Raw genomic sequence first — 17122 nt, 5'->3', positions numbered from 1 at the left:
CGAACAGGTCTCCGTCACCATGCGTCGGGTTCGCGCACCAGGTGAATGATGTTGGCCGGATTGGTGATCCAGCCGCCACGAAAACCTTCGCCGAGCGCCTCGATGGCGTCGCAGCGCACGACGCCGGCCTTGGCGAGATGATCGGCGGCGGCCGGAAAATCATCGGTGAACAGCTCCAGCCAGACCTCGGCCTGGCTCAGCATCGGCGCCTCGTCGATCCACAGGCGATTGGGACCGAGTTCGAAACCGATCGCCGGCGCCTTGGCCGTGAACGACTTCAGGCCGACGACATCGCGGTAGAAGGCGATCGTCTCCTGGTATTGGTGTGGCGGCACCTTCATGGCGATGTTGATGCCGCCGTTGATCTTCGCAGCCATTCTTTCCTCCGTCTTCTCAGATATTGTCTTCGCTCGCCGGCTCGCCCTTCATCTCGCTGCGATAGTAGCCGTCGCGCAAATTGATCCCGTATTCGACATAGGCCTTCATGCAGGCCAGCATCTGCGACCAGCCCTCGCAATTGAGGTAGGACTTCTTCAGGCCGACCGCGTCCTCGTGCCAGCCGGCCTCGGCGATGGTGACGAAGGTGCCGCCGTCGTCTAGCGGCTCGAAATTCATCTCGATGCGCGTCTTGTAAGCCGGCTTGCCGTCGGCGTCGGTGGCGTCCCAGCGCAGCACGATGCGGTTGTCTTTATCCACTTCGTCGACCTCGACCGGGACCTTGCCCCACCAGACGACCTTGGCGCCGGCCACCAGCGGGGCACTGGCGCCGCCGATTGTGGTGAAATAGCCGCTGAGTTTGTTCGGGTTGACGACCGCGTCGAAAACTTCGGCGACCGGTTTGCCGATGCGGCCCGAAACTCTGAATCCAAGAGACATATCCACAGCTCCTTCCTTGATCAGATCGGTATTATGTTATAAAAATATAACATGTCAAGCAAAGCGCAGGACGACAATGTTTTCAAGGCGCTGGCGCATCCGCGCCGGCGTGCGCTGCTGGACGAGTTGAAAGACGCGCCGCGGACCACCGGCATGCTGTGCGATGCCTTTCCTGACATGGACCGCTGCACTGTCATGCTGCATCTGAAAGTGCTGGAGGAAGCCGACCTGGTGGTGGCGCGGCGCGAGGGGCGCGAACGCTGGAACCATCTCAATGCGCTGCCGATCAAGCAGATCCACGACCGCTGGATCAGCCAGTACGCCACGCATGCGATCAGCATTCTCGACCAGCTGAAATCCGATCTGGAGGTGTGAAATGGCCGCAGGAAAGCAGCTGGCGGTTACGTTGCCGCACCACCCTGACGGCGCGGCTGGACGAATTGAGCCGATTTATCTATAAGCCGGCCATTCCGAGATAGAGCGCCGTACGTCCATCCGGACGCACCAGGGACGTTCTGAAATTTTGAATTCGAGCATTTTGGCAAAAGGCGAGGTGACTACCTCACTGCAGGATGCTCTAGCCGAGAAGACGACAGGGGTGCCATGGCTGGCCATTCACAGTTCAAGAACATCATGCACCGCAAGGGCCGCCAGGACGCGGTGCGGTCGAAAATGTTTTCCAAGCTGGCGCGCGAAATAACCGTCGCCGCCAAGAGCGGCACGCCGGATCCGTCGATGAACCCGCGCCTGCGTCTTGCCGTGCAGAACGCCAAGGCGGTGTCGATGCCGAAGGACAACATCCAGCGCGCCATCAACAAGGCGTCGATGGGCGACGCCGAGACTTACGAAGCTGTGCGCTACGAAGGCTATGGGCCGGGTGGCGTTGCGCTGATCGTCGAGGCGCTGACCGACAACCGCAACCGCTCGGCGTCGAATGTGCGCGCCGCCTTCACCAAGGCTGGCGGGGCGATGGGCGAAACCGGCTCGGTGTCGTTCATGTGGGACCGTGTCGGCGAGATCTTCTATCCGGCGTCAGTCGGCAGCGCCGAGAAGGTCATGGACGCGGCGATCGAGGCCGGGGCCGACGACGTCCAGTCGGACGAGGAAGGCCACACGATCTATTGCGCGTTCGAGAACCTTGGCGAGGTGTCGAAGGCGCTGGAAGGCGCGCTCGGTGAGGCAGAATCGGTGAAGCCGATCTGGAAGCCGCAAACCAACATCGCGGTCGACGAGGAGCGGGCACAGTCGCTGATGAAACTGGTCGCCACGCTCGAGGACGATGACGACGTGCAGAGCGTCTACGCCAATTTCGAGGTCGACGACGAGACCATGGCGAAGCTCAGCGCGGCATGAGCGGAGCTCAGCCAGACATGAGCGGAGCTCAGTCCGACATGAGCGGACAGGCGCTGCCCCGCGTCCGCATCACTTATTGCACGCAGTGCCAGTGGCTGCTGCGGGCCGGCTGGATGGCGCAGGAGCTGCTGTCGACCTTCGCAACGGATCTGGGCGAGGTCACGCTGGTGCCGGGCACCGGCGGCATTTTCACCATTTCCTGCAACGACACGCTGGTCTGGGACCGCAAGCGCGACGGCGGCTTTCCCGATGCCGCAAGGCTCAAGCAACTGGTTCGCGACGTGATCGATCCGGATCGCGATCTCGGCCATGCCGATCGCAAGGGCCACAAGTCAAAAGACCCTGCCTGACGCAGGTCTCTTAGATTTCTGCCCTAATTCACCGCCACGCCACGATGAAGCAGCCCAGCGCCACGATGGCGGTGGTGGTGCGGACGTGGTTCCACATCACCCAGTCCCTGAGATAGGTGGCCCACACGGCGGCGCCGTTGGCGCTCCCCGGATCGACGGCGGCCAGCGCGTTGTTGAGCGGCGCGTTGAAAATCATCGTCACGATCAGGTTGCCGACGAGATAGATCAGGGCGCCGGCGAGAAGCCAGAACGAACCCGGCTGGTTCCAGCCGATGACAGCGCCGACGGCGAGGACGAGGCAGACCAGTCCGGTGCCGAAAAGCGCGGTCATGAACATCGGCGTCACCGCAGTGACGTTGATCGAATTCATGGCGGCGATCCCGCCCGCGGCAGGCATGCGGGCGAGGCCCGGCATGACGAAGCTGGAAAAGGCGAAGAAGACACCAGCGACGACGCCCGAGCCGAGCGCGGTGACGAAGGTTAGGGTGGGAAGCAGTTTCATGATCATGTCAGTCACTCCAGATGCCCGTAGCAGCGGTTTCGGTTGCATAGGCGGAAAAGTCCTTTGGGGCGCGGCCGAGCACGCGCTCGACGCCGTCGGTCAGCGCCTCGTTGCGGCCGTCGAGCACCTCGGTGAACAGCTCGTTGAGCAGCCAGGCGAACTCGGCCGGCAACTCGTACCCGGCGACAGCTGCGGTGAACTCGGCATGCGAAATCCGTTTGAACCGGATGCCGCGGCCGCTCGCCTTGCCGATCTCGGCGACCGCGTCAGCGAAGCTCAGCAGCCGTGGCCCGGTCAGCTCGTAAAGCTGGCCGACATGGCCTTGCCGGGTAAGCACCGTCACGGCGGCGTCGGCAATGTCGTCGGCGTCGACGAACGGTTCTCCGACAGCGCCGACCGGCAAAGCCACCTCACCGGCGAGAAGCGGATCAAGCAAAAAACTCTCGCTGAAGTTCTGGGAAAACCAGGCGCAGCGCAGGATCGTCCAGTCGGCGCCTGAGGCTTTCAGCATCTCTTCGGCGCGTTGCGCTTCCGTTTCGCCGCGCCCCGACAGCAGCACCAGCCGGCGCACACCGCTTGCCACGGTAAGGTTGGCGAAGGCGCCGACCGCTTCGGCCGCACCGGGCACCGCAAGATCAGGATAGTAGCTGATGTAGACGGCGCCGACACCGTCAAGTGCGGGGGCCCAGGTCGCGTCGTTTTCCCAGTCGAAGGGCGGCGTGCCCGAGCGCGAGCCGATGCGTACCGGCAAGCCCTGCGCCGTCAGCCTGTCCGCGAGACGACGGCCGGTTTTGCCGGTGCCGCCGAGGATCAAAATCGGTTTTTTTGCTGTGTTGGTCATGCGATTTTCCTTTGTTCACAAACATGAGAAATCCTCACATTTGCAAAACGTGATAAACCCTCGTATTTTGTGAGTCAAGCCAATTTGTTGATCATTCGTCAGGAGACAGTGATGCAAGGCTCGACTGTAGCGGGTTCACAGGATGGTCAGATCGCATCGCCACGCCGGGCGCCAAGTCAGCAACGCAGCCGCGAGCGGGTCGAGCGGATGCTGGCTGCCGCCTCCGCGCTGATCGCCGAGCAAGGCAGCGATGCCATGCGCATGGGCGAAGTGGCGGAACGGGCCGGCGTGTCGATCGGTTCGCTCTACCAGTTCTTCCCGGACAAGCGGGCAATCATCTGGGCACTGGCCGAGCGCCACACCGTTCAAAGCCAGGCCTGCATCGCGGCAGCACTTGCACAGGTTAGCGACGCCGAAGGGCTGCGGCGGGCATTTTCCGAGCTGGTGGATATTTATTATGGGCTGTTCCTGGCGGAGCCGGTGATGCGCGACATCTGGTCGGGTACACAAGCCGACAAGGCGCTGCGCGAACTCGAGCTTGCGGACAGCCGGGCCAATGCCGAGTTCCTCACAGCGGTGCTGAAGCGGCTGCGGCCTGCCGCCGATCCGGCGGCGCTGGAAACGACGGCGCTTCTCATCTGGCAGATGGGCGAGGCAACCATGCGGCTGGCGATCTCGGTCGGTCGAAAGGAAGGCGACGACCTGGTCGCCGCCTACAAGCGCATGGCGCTGCGCGAGCTGGTCGACGAATAGAGCCGCATTCCGGCAACAAAAAACCCGCCACGAGGGCGGGTTCTTGATCTACGAAAGGCCTGCGGCTTAGAGCCCAAAACCTTCGAAACGCTTCTTGAACTTCGACAGGCGGCCGCCGCGGTCGAGCAGGGTCTGCTGGCCGCCGGTCCAGGCCGGATGGGTGGTCGGGTCGATGTCGAGGTTCATCGTATCGCCTTCCTTGCCCCAGGTCGAACGGGTCATGTATTCGGTGCCGTCGGTCATGACGACCTTGATGGTGTGGTAGTCGGGATGGATGTCGGTCTTCATTGTGCTATTCCTGGTTCGCCGGCGCTGCTGACGGGCATAAAGCCTGCGTCGATGCGCCCCTTTTTAAAACTCGAAGCCGCAGCTATTGAGGAGCCACGGCTTTTAAAAACGGTCGGCGAGCCTATACATCAGCCGGAATTGAATCACAAGGCCGCGGCAAGCGCATATTGAGGCGCATGCCCAGAAGAGCCAGAGGAAACGGTCATGGCGCACACCAGCGGCGATGCAGACGAGCGTAGGCGCTCGCTCAAGCCGCTGCGGCGCCTGTTCCCCTACATCACCCGCTACCGGAAAATGGTCATTGGCGCGGTCGTCTCGCTGACCGTCGCGGCGGCGACGACGCTGGCGCTGCCGCTCGCCGTACGGCGGATGATCGATCACGGCTTTTCCGCCTCCAATTCCAGTTTCATCGCCGAGTACTTCGCCATGCTGGTGGTGATGGCTGCCTTGCTCGCTGCGGCGTCAGCCAGCCGCTACTATTTCGTCATCACGCTGGGCGAGCGCGTCGTCGCCGACATCCGCAGCGACGTGTTCCGCCATGTCACGACGCTGTCGCCGTCCTTCTTCGACACCGCCCAGTCGGGCGAGATCGTCTCGCGGCTCGCCGCCGACACGACGCAGGTCAAGTCGGCGGTCGGCGCCACCGCATCGGTGGCGCTGCGCAACGTCATCCTGGGTCTCGGCGCCGTGGCGATGATGGTCTTCACCAGCCCGAAGCTGTCGGGTCTTGTCATCGCCGCCATCCCGGTGATCGTGCTGCCGCTGGTCGCCTTCGGCCGCTCGGTGCGGCGCAAATCGCGGCTGGCGCAGGACACGCTGGCCGACGCCACGGCCTATGCCAGCGAGCAGATCGGCGCGGTGCGCACGCTGCAGGCCTTCACCAACGAGAAGCTCGTCACCGGGCATTTTTCATCTGCCGTGGAAGCCGCGTTCGAGGCGGCGCGATCTTCGATCTTTGCCCGCTCCTTCCTCACTTTCTTCGCCATCTTCATGATCTTTTCCTCGGTGGTGGCGGTGCTTTGGTTCGGCTCGCGCGACGTGCTCGACGGCACGCTGTCGCCGGGCACGCTCGGCCAGTTCCTGCTCTATTCGGTGTTCGCCGCCGGCGCGCTCGGCGCGCTGTCGGAAGTATGGGGCGAGCTTTCCCAGGCGGCGGGTGCTGCCGAACGGCTGACCGAGATCCTGGCCGAGAAGCCCGCGATCCAGGCCCCAGCGCATCCGAAACAGCTGCCGGCGACGGCCAGAGGCGCAATAAGTTTCGACGACGTGTCCTTCTCCTATCCCGCTGGGCCCGACCGCGCCGCCGTCCACGGTCTGAGTTTCCAGGTCAAGCCCGGCGAGACGGTGGCGATCGTCGGCCCGTCGGGCGCCGGCAAGAGCACCGTCTTTTCGCTGCTTCTGCGCTTCTACGACCCCGAGACCGGCAAGATCATGATCGACGGCGTCAATGTGCGCGAGGCCGACCCTGCCGCGATCCGGGAGCGCATCGCCATCGTGCCGCAGGATGTCACCATCTTCGCGGCCAGCGCGCGCGACAATATCGGCTTCGGCCGTCCGGACGCCAGCGACGCCGAGATCGAGGCGGCAGCCAAGGATGCGCTTGCCGACGAGTTCATCCTGAAGCTCGAAAAAGGCTATGCCAGCCAGGTCGGCGAGCGCGGCGTGACGCTGTCCGGCGGCCAGCGCCAGCGCGTGGCGATTGCCCGCGCGATTCTGCGCGACGCACCGATCCTACTGCTCGACGAGGCGACCTCGGCGTTGGACGCCGAAAGCGAAACGCTGGTGCAGACGGCGCTGGAGCGGCTGATGCAGGGCCGCACCACCATCGTCATCGCCCACCGGCTGGCGACGGTGCTGAAGGCCGACCGGATACTGGTCATGGATAGTGGCTGCATCGTCGAGGAAGGCACCCACCAGAGCCTCGTTGGCAAGGGCGGCATCTATGCGCGGCTGGCCAAGCTGCAGTTCGAAACCGGCGCGAATGCTTTCAAGGGTGCCGCGGAGTAGGCCTTTCCACTGGCGTCAGTTCGCTTCGGCGTCCGAATAGGCGAAATTGTAGTTCCAAGCCGAGTTATCGTTGATCTTCTTGAGGGATTTCAAATAAGGGCCGATGCTCTTGGCGGGAACCTGACCGTTGATGGTCTTGAGAAACCAGTCGACCTGAAATTCGGTGGAGGTGCTCGTCCAACGAGCCTTGAATGCAACGTAGGGCGTAATCACGTCGTCATTGTCCTCGGGGCCTACGAAGTGGGCCCTCAGATTTCTGACCGTGCACCGGTGTCGTCGAAAGATCGGGCTGCCTAGCCAGATTGGCGCGCTCCTTTCGAGGAGGTCGGGCTCCGGCAGATATCTGATGCCGACATCCGATTTCAGAGCAAATTCCTTGGCGAGGTTGTCGGCGTCGAGATCGTCTGCCGACAGATCGTAGGATTCGGTTACCGACACCAGATTCTTGTCGCGGCTGTCGCTTGTCACCAACGGCCCCAGGCTTTTCATTCCGGGATACTGGCGATTGTAATATTTGAGATAGTCGTCCGCGATCTTTGCCGCCGATTGCGAGACAAGCTTATAGCGCATGCTATCGGCATCCGCGCCCCAATAGGTAGTGGTAACCGTCAGTTTGAGCGGCTCGCCCTTGCGTTTGGGAAAATCGAATACCTCGTTCACAAAGGTGGTCGGCTCGTAGAGCTCGTTTCGGTCTACCTTTTCCATCGCCGCGTTGTCGGCGACGATGGGCAGCGCAAAGCCGTAGTCGGGCGGTACAAGATTATCTGCCCTGCCTCCCTGAAGATAGTTGGTCGCGTCGATCCAGTACGTCTGGCTGTCGATGACGACCTTTACGATGATGTGGTCAAACGCCCTTATCGTCGGAAGTATCGTGGCGAGAGCAAGCCCTTCATCAAGATCCGTGAGAGCCACGTCCGCCTGGATTCCCAGTCGCCGCAGGCTGGAGGCGAGAAGCAGCGCCTTGTCCTTGCAATCGCCGAAGCCGCTTGCCACCACTGTCGTCGGGCTGCGCGGGATATAGGAACCACGGCCCATGGACAGGCTGACATAGCGGATGTTGTCCTGGACCAACCGCATTGCCTCGATCATCCTGTCTTCGGGCGCATCGTACTTGACGGCAATGGCACCGAGCTTCGATGCGAAATCTGCCGGCAGTTCCTGGTCCAGCCGATAATACGGAAGAACCGTGTCGACGATATCTTGCCATTTCGATGTCGAGGAGATTTCGATGGATGGATATGCGCGAAAGTCCGGCGGCAGATATTCCTGCGATTTCACGGGCGTCGGGTTGGCGGTTTGCCAAAGATAGGTAGTCGTTTCTCCGGTGGACTCGACATCCGGGCGTATGTCCGTCCTGACCTGTCGGAAATTCAGGGGCTGCACGGTTGGCCACGTCACTCTTTCGCGGATCAGAGCGATTGGTTCATCCCAAGCCACGGCAAAGGAATGGAAAAGAAGATCCGTGCCGATGATCGGAGTCCTGACCGTGGTCTTGCCATAGTCGACGATGTCTCCGACCCGGACATCGTTGATGTTGATGTAAGCGGTAAGCCAACCATCGAAGAGGCCCTTCTCCGCATCCCTCTCGCGCCGAAACACGTCGAACTCAGCATCGGAAAGGTGCTTGATCACCACGCCGTCACGAATGATGTCGATCCAGTTCACGGTGACCTCGGACGTCGCAGGATCGAATTCAAAACTTATGGCAGCGCCGCGTTCCAGGCCAGTGCGGTCGACGATCTTGTAGGCATAGCGGTCGAAGATCTCCAATCCGCCGCGGCGCTTCCGGATCTGAAAATCCGACAGCAGGTTGGATATGCCGTTCTTGATCTGGCTGTCGAATTGCGGATCGGCCTTGGGAAGCGCGACTTGCTCGATCCAGTTGCCAAGGCTGCCCTTGTGCACGTTCGTACCGGCCATGGCCGGCCAGCAGACCGTGCAAATGACAATCAATACAGTGAGTCTTGCCAATACAGTGAGTCTGGCGACCACTGTTGTCGCCGCCTGAAAGTGCCCTGCCCGTCCCATGCCCCTGTACGCCCCGCCAGATTACAGTCGAACATCATTAGTGATAGAAAAGTAAATTGCGTCCTGCAAGGCAGGGTGGTTCTGCGGGGACCGAGAACGGCGGATCATGCGGTATCTCTGGAGAACACCAATGATCGGTCAGGCGGGACGGGTCGGAGGGGGCGGCCCTAGGCGCCGTAGCGCTTCTTCAGGTGATCGGTGAAATGTGCGGCGTTCAGTTTCTCGCCGGTGGCGCGTTCGAGCAGTTCGGGCGTCGACCAGCGCGAGCCTTGCGACCAGATCTTTTCACGGCGCCAGTCGTTAATCGCCGCGAAATTCCCCTTGACGAGGTCTTCGTCGGCGGAGGGATGATCTCTGGTCAGCGCCGCCCATTGCTGCGCCGCCATCATGGCGCCCAGCGTGTAGGAGGGGAAATAGCCGAAGGCGGCACCAGGCCAGTGCACGTCCTGCATCGGCCCGTCGGCCGGGTTGTCGATGGTCGACAGGCCGAGATAGTCGCGCATCTTGGCGTCCCAGGCCTCGGGCAGGTCGGCCGCCTCCAGCCGCCCCGAGACAAGCTCCTGCTCCAGCTCGAAGCGCAGGATGACGTGCAGCGGATAGGTGACCTCGTCGGCGTCGACGCGGATCAGGCCGCGCTCGACCCGATGCACATGCGGCAGGATGTCGTCGATCGACCAGATCTCGCCGAGGTGCCGTTCGACCACAGGCAGCGCCCAGCGCCAGAATTCGGGATTGCGGCCGATCTGCTTTTCGACGAACAGGCTCTGGCTTTCATGCACGGCCATGCCGCGCGCCTTGCCGAGCGGCCAGTGCGCCCACGCCTTCGGCAGGTTCTGTTCGTAAAGCGCATGGCCGGTCTCGTGCAGCACGCCCATCAGCGCCGACAGGAAATCGGAGGTCCTGTAGCGGGTGGTGATGCGCACGTCGCTCGGCACGCCGCCGCAGAACGGATGATGTGATACTGACAGCGAGCCGTGGGTGAGGTCGAAGCCGACCGCCGCCATCATGGCGAGGCCAAGCTCGCGCTGCTTTTCGATCGCATAGCTGCCCGAAAGCGGCTTCAGCGGATGTTTCGCCAGCCGCTCTTCCTGCACGGCCAGTGCCTCCGGCACGAAATCCCCTAGGAAGGTCTTCAGCTCGGCGAATACCGGCGTGATGTCGGCGGCGCGGTTGCCGGGATCGTATTGCTCCATCAGCGCGTCATAGGGATCGAGGCCGAGCACGTCGGCGCGAAGTGCTGCTTCCTCGCGCACCAGCGCCACGACGCCTTCGAGCGCCGGCAAAAAACCTGCCCAGTCGTTCTTTGCACGCAAGTCGCGCCACAACTGCTCGGAGCGCATGCGCGCGGTCGTTTGACGCTCGACGAATTCGACCGGCAGACAGGTCAGGTTGGTGTATTGCCGCCGGAACTCCTTGACCGCTGCCTGCTGTTCTTCGTTCAGCGTTTCCCGTTCGGCGGCTGCGATCCAGTCGGCGATCTCCGGCGCTGTCGCTCTGGCGTGATGCATGCCGGCCAGCGCCGACATCGCCTCGGCGCGCTTTTCGCCGCCGCCGACGGCCATGTGGGTCGCCTCGTCGGCGGCGAGAATGGCGAGCGCATGCTCCAGCGCTTCGAGCTTGTGACCGAGGTCGTCGAGTTTTTGAAAGGACATGGTGGGTTCCGCCGAATTTGAACGGCGGGAAAAGATACCAATGCGCGGGCATTGGCAACCCTGAAGGCCGTCGGCGATGGGCACATTGGTTGCTAGCACGATGCATGCCGCAATGCGTCTTGCGGGAGCAGTGGCGTGCGTGATCAATATCGCAAGGCGGCGCCGTGCCGCGACGGAGATGAAGCATGATCGCCGATGTGCTGGTCGGGTTGGTGGCGCTGATCCACCTCTACATCGTCTATCTGGAGATGGTGCAGTGGGATACGCCGCGCGGCCACAAGCTGTTCAAGCTGACGCCGGAATTCGCCAGCGCATCGAAGGTGCTTGCGGCCAACCAGGGGCTTTACAACGGCTTTCTCGCAGCCGGGCTGATCTGGGGGCTTTACCTCGGCGAGACCGGTTCCAGATCAAGGTGTTTTTCCTGCTCTGCGTCGCCATCGCCGGGCTATACGGCGCGGCGACGGTCGGCAGGAAAATCCTCTACATCCAGACCGTACCGGCAGTGCTGGCGCTGATCGCGCTGGCGTTGAGCTAGCGCATGATCCCGAACCGAAGGCCGGAAAAGGATTATGCGCAAAATCAAATTGCTACAGCGTCCTGTGCGCGTCCGAAAAAAGCCGCGGGGCGCTCTGATGGATGATTTCAGCCTTTTGGATATTTTGGGCCGTAGCCGTTTGGATAATATCCGCCATCGCCGCCGCTGCCGATAAGGAAGGCGCTGCCGGTGGCTGCCCGCAGCTTCTGGCTCACATCGTCGAGCTGCGCCAGCAACTGCTGATATTGGGTGGTCGGCATCGTTCCATCTCGCGCGGCCCGCCGGGCAGCCCGATCGAGCTGAGCGATTTGCGTGCGCAAGTCGCGCGCCTCGTCCGGCTCGAGCTGGTTCGCCTGCGTAGCGGACCGTATACCCGTATCCACGCTCTGTATCTGGCTGATCAAAGCTGTCTCACGCGGGCCGGCGTAGGCGCCAGCAAACGGAACGGTGACGAGAAGGGCAACGAGCGTTGCAGTCCTGAAGGTTTTGGGCCTGAGGGTTTTGGGAGTGAAAGAGCGCATGGTTGCGTCTCCTTTTACTGGGGAAGGCGGCGGTGAGGACGCCGCCTTCCGGCCTTGGGCCGTCCGGTTCCGTCGCGTCGCGATGGACGATTTCACCGCCGGCGGTTCTCGGCCCCGTGGCACAACCTAGGAGCGGTTCTCGGCAAAGTGTAATTAAAAAAAGGTAGTCTTTTCAGGCCTTGCCTGCCCGCACGGGCGCCCTAAATCCGGGCGTTCGCCTTGAGGCCAGCCCGGATCAGCGCTCGGTCAGTTTCAGCTCGATGCGGCGGTTCTTGTTGCGCGCGTCTTCGGTGTCGGCGGGGTCGAGCGGCTGGAATTCGCCGAAGCCGGCCGCAACCAGCCGGTTGGCCGGCACGCCGTTTTCGATCAGGAACTTCACCACCGAGGTCGAGCGCGCCGTCGACAGTTCCCAATTGTCGCGGTAACGGCCGGTGCCCGACAGCGGCTTGTCGTCGGTGTGGCCGTCGACGCGCAGCACCCAGTTGATCTCCGGCGGGATCTCCTTCTGCAGGTCGATGATGGCTCCGGCGAGCTTCTTCATCTCGACCTTGCCGGCGTCGTTGATCACTTCGGAGCCTGTCGGGAAAAGCACTTCCGACTGGAAGACGAAGCGGTCGCCGACGATGCGGATGTTCTCGCGGTCGGCGAGGATTTCGCGCAGGCGCCCGAAGAAGTCGGACCGATAGCGGTTCAGTTCCTGCACCCGTTGCGCCAGCGCGACGTTCAGGCGGCGGCCGAGATCGGCGATCTTGGTGTTGGACTCGCGGTCGCGCGCTTCGGACACGTTGAGCGCTTCTTCGAGCGCTCCGATCTGCCTGCGCAGCGCCGCGATCTGCTGGTTGAGGATTTCGACCTGGCTCAGCGCCTGCTGGCTGATCTGGCGCTGGTTGTCGAGTTGACCCGAAAGCGCCGTGGCGCGCTGGTTGGCCGCGTCGCCGGCACCGGCGCCTTGCGCCAGCAATTGCTCGAGCCGGCTCTTTTCCGCCTCCGACGCCGATAGCGACGCCTGCAAATTGGCGAGCGAATCTTCCTTGTCCTGCGTCGTCGAGCGCTCCAGCGCCAGAAGCTGGGTCAGTTCGTTGATCTGCGAATTGAGGCGGTTGAGCACCGTGTCCTTGCCAGAGATTTCGCGGCCGAGCAGGAACTGCGCCAGCACGAAGACGGTGAGCAGGAACATGATCGCCAGCAGCAACGTCGACAGCGCGTCGACGAAGCCTGGCCAGTAATCGATACGGCGATCGGTACGCCGGCTCCTGGCGAGAGCCATGCTAATGGACTCCAGTCTTCTTCAGGGCGTCGGCGATCTTCTCCAGCGTATTGCGCATCGCCTTCTGCTCGTCCGACTGGGCCTCGACCCAGTCGCGCATGATCTGCTGCTCCGAGCGCATGTTCTTGACCAGGCCCGAAATGCCGTCGGCAAGGTTGGCCATGGCGGTGGCGACACGCGGATTGGCGCCGCCGCCGTTCTCCTGCATGCTGCGCAGTCTTTCCGACAGGACGCGGATCTCGTCGGAGGACTCGACCTTGGGCGGCTCGGCGACGACGATGTCGGAGGACAGGTCGGTGACCGAGGACAGCCAGTTTTCGAGCTCGGTGTAGAAGCGTGTCTGGGCACGGCCGGCCTGCAGGTCTAGGAAGCCGAGCACCAAGGAACCGGACAGGCCGAACAGCGAGGACGAGAAGGCGGTGCCCATGCCGGCCAGCGGGGCGGAAAGCCCCGCCTTCAGCGATTCGAGCACGGCGGCGGCATCGCCGGTGCCGGGATCGAGCGACTCGATGGTTTCGCGGATCGAGCCGATCGTGTTGAGCAGGCCCCAGAAGGTGCCGAGCAGGCCAAGGAACACCAGCAGCCCGACAAGATAGCGCGAGGTGTCGCGGCTTTCGTCGAGGCGGGTGGCGATCGAATCGAGCATGGTGCGCATCGAGCTGGTCGAGAAGGCGATCGTCGGCGAGCGGCCGATCATCGCCTTCATCGGCGCCAGCAGCACCGGTTCGGTGGTTTCGGAGCCGGCCCGAAAAGAGTTGACCCAGCGCACTTCGCGAAACAGCCGGCCGACCTGCACGAAGGCCAGCAGGATGCCGACCGCAAGCACGCCGACGATCAGACCGTTGAGGCCGGGATTGGTGGCAAAGGCTGTCGAGATCTGACGGGTCAGGATGGCGGCGATGAAAGCGACGATCATCAGGAAGATGACCATGGTCAGGAGAAAGACCTGCGGGCTCGACAATTTGTGCGGGTCGTACATCAGCACGTCGGAGCGTCTGCCCATGCCGAAGGATTTAAAAAAAGCCATCCGTGCCCCGTTTCCGATGCCGCCGCCGCCAATTCACGTTTGACGGCGACTCTAAACGCAATTGTGACCAAATTGAATGGCGCTTGGCAATATTGCCAACCGGACCATTGGCGTCAGAGTCGGTTGATGACCAGGCAGTCGACCATGGCAGCCAGATGCAGGCCGGCGCCGATGACGACAAAGCCGTGCCACAGCGCATTGTGGAAGCGCAGGCCCTTCCAGGCGAAGAAGATGACGCCGCAGGAATAGACGATGCCGCCGGCGACGATCAGCGCGATCGATGTCGTCGGCAATGTCTGGACGAACGGCTCGACAAGAACGATGCCGCTCCAGCCGATGGCGAGATAGAAGACGACCGCCAGCCGGTCGAAGCGGCCGGGAAGAAGCACTTTGATGGCGATGCCGATCGCTGCCGAGACCCAGACCAGGACGATCATCGAGACGGCCAGCGGCGAGCCATCGAGCTGGGCGAGGAAAGGCGTGTACGTCGCGGCGATCAGCAGATAGATCGCGGCATGGTCGAAGCGCCGCAATATCCACTTGGCTGGCGACGACACCGGCCACAGATTATAGGCCAGCGACACCGACAGCACGGTGAGCAGCGAAACCACGTAGAAAGCGGCGGCGATATATTCGCCCGGACCGGCATGGAAGGCGGCCTGCGCCAGCAGCGTCGAGCCGGCGGCAATGGCGAGCACGATGCCCACCGCATGGACGATGCCGTCGGCGATCATTTCGGCGCGCGAATAGTGCCAGCGTCCCATGAAGGGGATTTCGATCCGGGATTCGGGGCCGACGTGCGTCATGAATGATCCTGCATCCCTTATCTGGGCGGATGCCGGACAATATTTCAAGCTTTGGTTGCGGTTTTGCGACTGCGGCGGTTCAGCGCGCCAAGTCCGCTAGAGCCTAGCGCGGCGCCACCGGCTTCCTGACGGTCTTCAACAGCGCACGCTGGATGATCTCGTTGCCGACGACGATCGAGCCGCCATCCAGCATGTTCTGCCCGCCGGCGAAGTCGGAGATGAAGCCGCCCGCCTCTCGGATCAGCAGGATGCCGGCGGCGACGTCCCAGGCCGACAGGCCGGTTTCCCAGAACCCGTCCATGCGGCCGGCAGCGACGTAGGCGAGATCGAGCGAGGCGGAGCCGAGGCGGCGCACGCCCGAGACTTCGGCCATCACGTTGCGCAGCTCGACCAGGAAATTGCCATGCTGGCCGCGCCCGAGATGCGGCACGCCGCAACCGATCACCGTGTCGATCAGCTTGGTGCGGCCGGCGACCCGCAGCCGACGGTCGTTCATGAAGGCGCCGCCGCCGCGCTCGGCGGTGTAGAGTTCGTCCATCGCCGGATTGTAGACGACACCGGCGACGATCTGGCCCTGGCGCTCCAGCGCGATCGAGATGGCGAAGAGCGGAATACCGTGCAGGAAATTGGTGGTGCCGTCGAGCGGGTCGACGATCCAGCGGTGCTGGCCGTCGTCGCCTTCGATCAGGCCGCGCTCCTCCATCAGGAAGGCATAGCCCGGCCGCGCCTTCGATAGCTCGGTGAAGAGGATTTCTTCGGCCTTGCGGTCGGCCTGGCTAACATAGTCGCCCGGCCCCTTCATCGAGACCTGCAGGTTCTGTACTTCGCCGAAATCGCGCGACAGCGAGCGGCCGGCCTTCATGGCGGCCTGGACCATTACATTGAGGATTGCGGAACGCGCCATAGTGTCTCTTCCTGCTGCCGCGCCTATTTGCTTTGAGGCATGATCTTATCCAAAAAGTCTGCAACTTTTTGGGATCATGCCTTAGTCGGCGCGGCGCACGTAAGTGATTTCGTTGGTGTCGACGATGATGCGCTCGCCCGAACCGATGAACGGCGGCACCAGCACACGGATGCCGTTTTCCAGCATCGCCGGCTTATAGGATGAGGCGGCCGTCTGACCCTTCACCACCGGATCGGCCTCGGTGATGGTCAGCGTCACCTGGTCGGGCAGTGAAATGCCGATCGGTCTTTCATCATAGAGCTGGACCGTCACCATCATGCCGTCCTGCAGGAAGGCAGCGCGATCGCCGACGAAATCCTTTTGCAACTCAAGCTGCTCGTAGCTTTCGGTGTCCATGAACACCAGCGCTTCGCCCTGCTCGTAGAGGAAGGAGAAATCCTTCATCTCCAGCCGGATCTGTTCGACGGTTTCGGCGGAGCGGAAACGCTCATTGAGCTTGGTGCCGTTGATCAGGTTCTTCAACTCGACCTGGTTATAGGCGCCGCCCTTGCCTGGTTTGACAGCGTTGGTTCTGACCGCCACCCAAAGGCCGCCATCGTGCTCGATGACGTTGCCGGGACGGATTTCGTTGCCATTGATCTTGGCCATGATGATGTGATCCGGAATGAGATTTTCGCGATGAAAGCGATTTGGCGCCTCCAAGACCACAAATCGCCAGGAGAGGCAAGAGAGTGGGCAAGAGGGGCAGTGGGCACGGGGGGACGGGGCGGAGCCATCTCCTCGTCAGCATCCGCTGCCAGGTAATTCACCGTCCGCGACGCTCTACGGCAGGCGGTTGGCCTTCTGCAGCGCCTGCTTCGTCTGGTCGTCGGTCAGGCCCTGCAGAAAATCGTCCATCTGCGGATCGATGAGCCCAGCGCGACGGGCGACAACGTACCAGGCGCCGGCAAGGATCGGATCCGGATCGGTGCCGATGCCGCCCATGTAAAGCTTGGCGAGGCGGTTCTGGGCGGCGACATTGCCGCCCTCGGCGGCCTGTTTCATCCAGCCGAAGCCGGATTTCAGGTCGCGGGCGCCACCACGCCCCTCGATCATCCAGGCGCCGAGATCGATCTGTGCCGTATCGTAGTTCTGCCGTGCTGCCTGCGCCAGCAGGCCTCGGGCCTGGACATCGTCGCGCGGCTTGCGGCCGACGCCATTGGCATAGACCTGCGCCATCGCATATTGCGCGTCGGCAAGGCCGGTTGCGGCGGCGCGCTGATAGTAGGACACCGCCTTGGGGGGGGCGGCGGCGCCGGGGGGGGGGGGGGGGGGGGGGTGCGGGGGGGTGGGGGGAGGGGGGCGGGGGGCGGGGGGGGGGGCGGGCGGCGGCGGGGCGTGGGGCGGCGGCTCCGGGGGCTTGTGGTTGGGGG

The 17122-nt window shown here is 62.9% G+C and carries 19 protein-coding genes and 2 pseudogenes; 7 read left to right on the top strand and 14 right to left on the bottom strand.

The genetic code is table 11. The features are described from left to right. Positions 1-14: 14 nt before the first annotated feature. Both AC0L3N_RS27635 and AC0L3N_RS27630 read right to left on the bottom strand, forming a co-directional pair. A complete protein-coding gene (locus AC0L3N_RS27635; protein ID WP_123151178.1) occupies positions 15-377 on the bottom strand; it encodes a VOC family protein in 363 nt (120 codons plus the stop codon). 16 nt (positions 378-393) lie between these two features. After that, on the bottom strand, positions 394-876 hold the full coding sequence (locus AC0L3N_RS27630) for an SRPBCC domain-containing protein (RefSeq protein WP_123151179.1): 483 nt from the start codon (positions 874-876) through the stop codon (positions 394-396). A gap of 51 nt (positions 877-927) precedes the next feature. Between AC0L3N_RS27630 and AC0L3N_RS27625 the strand changes: the two genes are divergently transcribed. From AC0L3N_RS27625 to AC0L3N_RS27615, 3 genes are all read left to right on the top strand, one after another. After that, complete coding sequence (locus AC0L3N_RS27625; RefSeq protein WP_123151180.1) at positions 928-1251, top strand: ArsR/SmtB family transcription factor; 324 nt, start codon at positions 928-930, stop codon at positions 1249-1251. A gap of 228 nt (positions 1252-1479) precedes the next feature. Further along, the gene (locus AC0L3N_RS27620) at positions 1480-2229 is read left to right on the top strand and encodes a YebC/PmpR family DNA-binding transcriptional regulator (protein WP_023800014.1); all 750 of its coding nucleotides are present in this window, start codon (positions 1480-1482) and stop codon (positions 2227-2229) included. 17 nt (positions 2230-2246) lie between these two features. Beyond that, entirely contained in the window at positions 2247-2579 is a 333-nt protein-coding gene (locus AC0L3N_RS27615; protein WP_473550670.1) for an Rdx family protein, read from the top strand. 28 nt (positions 2580-2607) lie between these two features. Here AC0L3N_RS27615 and AC0L3N_RS27610 read toward each other — a convergent pair whose 3' ends face one another. Next, positions 2608-3087 (bottom strand): anthrone oxygenase family protein, encoded by a 480-nt coding sequence (locus AC0L3N_RS27610; RefSeq protein WP_473550669.1) that lies wholly within the window; start codon positions 3085-3087, stop codon positions 2608-2610. A gap of 1 nt (position 3088) precedes the next feature. Then, positions 3089-3922, bottom strand: coding sequence for a Rossmann-fold NAD(P)-binding domain-containing protein (locus tag AC0L3N_RS27605; protein WP_473550667.1), 834 nt, complete (start codon positions 3920-3922; stop codon positions 3089-3091). 111 nt (positions 3923-4033) lie between these two features. Here AC0L3N_RS27605 and AC0L3N_RS27600 point away from each other — a divergent pair, with 111 nt between their 5' ends. Further along, the gene (locus AC0L3N_RS27600) at positions 4034-4675 is read left to right on the top strand and encodes a TetR/AcrR family transcriptional regulator (protein WP_473550666.1); all 642 of its coding nucleotides are present in this window, start codon (positions 4034-4036) and stop codon (positions 4673-4675) included. Between the two features lie 66 nt (positions 4676-4741). Here AC0L3N_RS27600 and rpmE read toward each other — a convergent pair whose 3' ends face one another. Next, on the bottom strand, positions 4742-4963 hold the full coding sequence (gene rpmE / locus AC0L3N_RS27595) for a 50S ribosomal protein L31 (RefSeq protein WP_006327661.1): 222 nt from the start codon (positions 4961-4963) through the stop codon (positions 4742-4744). Here rpmE and AC0L3N_RS27590 point away from each other — a divergent pair. Together AC0L3N_RS27590 and AC0L3N_RS27585 are read left to right on the top strand one after the other, a co-directional pair. Beyond that, complete coding sequence (locus AC0L3N_RS27590; protein ID WP_258121585.1) at positions 4946-5134, top strand: hypothetical protein; 189 nt, start codon at positions 4946-4948, stop codon at positions 5132-5134. The genes rpmE and AC0L3N_RS27590 overlap by 18 nt on opposite strands. A gap of 33 nt (positions 5135-5167) precedes the next feature. Continuing rightward, positions 5168-6970 carry an ABC transporter transmembrane domain-containing protein gene (locus AC0L3N_RS27585; RefSeq protein ID WP_473550664.1) on the top strand — a complete coding sequence of 601 codons (1803 nt, stop codon included), beginning with the start codon at positions 5168-5170 and terminating at the stop codon, positions 6968-6970. A 15-nt stretch (positions 6971-6985) separates the two neighbouring features. Here the strand turns inward: AC0L3N_RS27585 and AC0L3N_RS27580 are convergent, their stop codons facing one another. Further along, positions 6986-8890, bottom strand: coding sequence for a DUF3857 domain-containing protein (locus AC0L3N_RS27580; protein WP_473550663.1), 1905 nt, complete (start codon positions 8888-8890; stop codon positions 6986-6988). Positions 8891-9165: 275 nt separating this feature from the next. Then, the gene (locus AC0L3N_RS27575; protein WP_473550662.1) at positions 9166-10650 is read right to left on the bottom strand and encodes a carboxypeptidase M32; all 1485 of its coding nucleotides are present in this window, start codon (positions 10648-10650) and stop codon (positions 9166-9168) included. 185 nt (positions 10651-10835) lie between these two features. Between AC0L3N_RS27575 and AC0L3N_RS27570 the strand changes: the two are divergent. After that, a pseudogene (locus tag AC0L3N_RS27570) lies at positions 10836-11185 on the top strand (DUF1304 domain-containing protein). A gap of 107 nt (positions 11186-11292) precedes the next feature. Here AC0L3N_RS27570 and AC0L3N_RS27565 read toward each other — a convergent pair. The 7 genes and pseudogenes from AC0L3N_RS27565 to AC0L3N_RS27535 form a co-directional block, all read right to left on the bottom strand. Continuing rightward, positions 11293-11589 (bottom strand): hypothetical protein, encoded by a 297-nt coding sequence (locus AC0L3N_RS27565; protein ID WP_473550660.1) that lies wholly within the window; start codon positions 11587-11589, stop codon positions 11293-11295. A 352-nt stretch (positions 11590-11941) separates the two neighbouring features. After that, entirely contained in the window at positions 11942-12973 is a 1032-nt protein-coding gene (locus tag AC0L3N_RS27560; RefSeq protein ID WP_123150114.1) for a peptidoglycan -binding protein, read from the bottom strand. Position 12974: 1 nt separating this feature from the next. Continuing rightward, positions 12975-14000 (bottom strand): MotA/TolQ/ExbB proton channel family protein, encoded by a 1026-nt coding sequence (locus AC0L3N_RS27555; RefSeq protein ID WP_473550659.1) that lies wholly within the window; start codon positions 13998-14000, stop codon positions 12975-12977. 113 nt (positions 14001-14113) lie between these two features. Then, positions 14114-14806 carry a PAQR family membrane homeostasis protein TrhA gene (gene trhA / locus AC0L3N_RS27550; RefSeq protein WP_473550658.1) on the bottom strand — a complete coding sequence of 231 codons (693 nt, stop codon included), beginning with the start codon at positions 14804-14806 and terminating at the stop codon, positions 14114-14116. Between the two features lie 103 nt (positions 14807-14909). Beyond that, positions 14910-15710: an inositol monophosphatase family protein gene (locus AC0L3N_RS27545; protein ID WP_123150116.1), complete on the bottom strand. Its 801-nt coding sequence runs from the start codon at positions 15708-15710 to the stop codon at positions 14910-14912. An 81-nt stretch (positions 15711-15791) separates the two neighbouring features. Next, positions 15792-16358, bottom strand: a complete 567-nt coding sequence (efp, locus tag AC0L3N_RS27540; RefSeq protein ID WP_023800001.1) for an elongation factor P — start codon at positions 16356-16358, stop codon at positions 15792-15794. Between the two features lie 174 nt (positions 16359-16532). Continuing rightward, positions 16533-16988, bottom strand: a pseudogene (locus AC0L3N_RS27535) (tetratricopeptide repeat protein); the annotation flags it as partial. Positions 16989-17122 lie beyond the last annotated feature (134 nt).

The organism is Mesorhizobium sp. WSM4807 (genome assembly GCF_055811615.1).
This window is presented reverse-complemented; position numbering and strand designations above follow the sequence as displayed.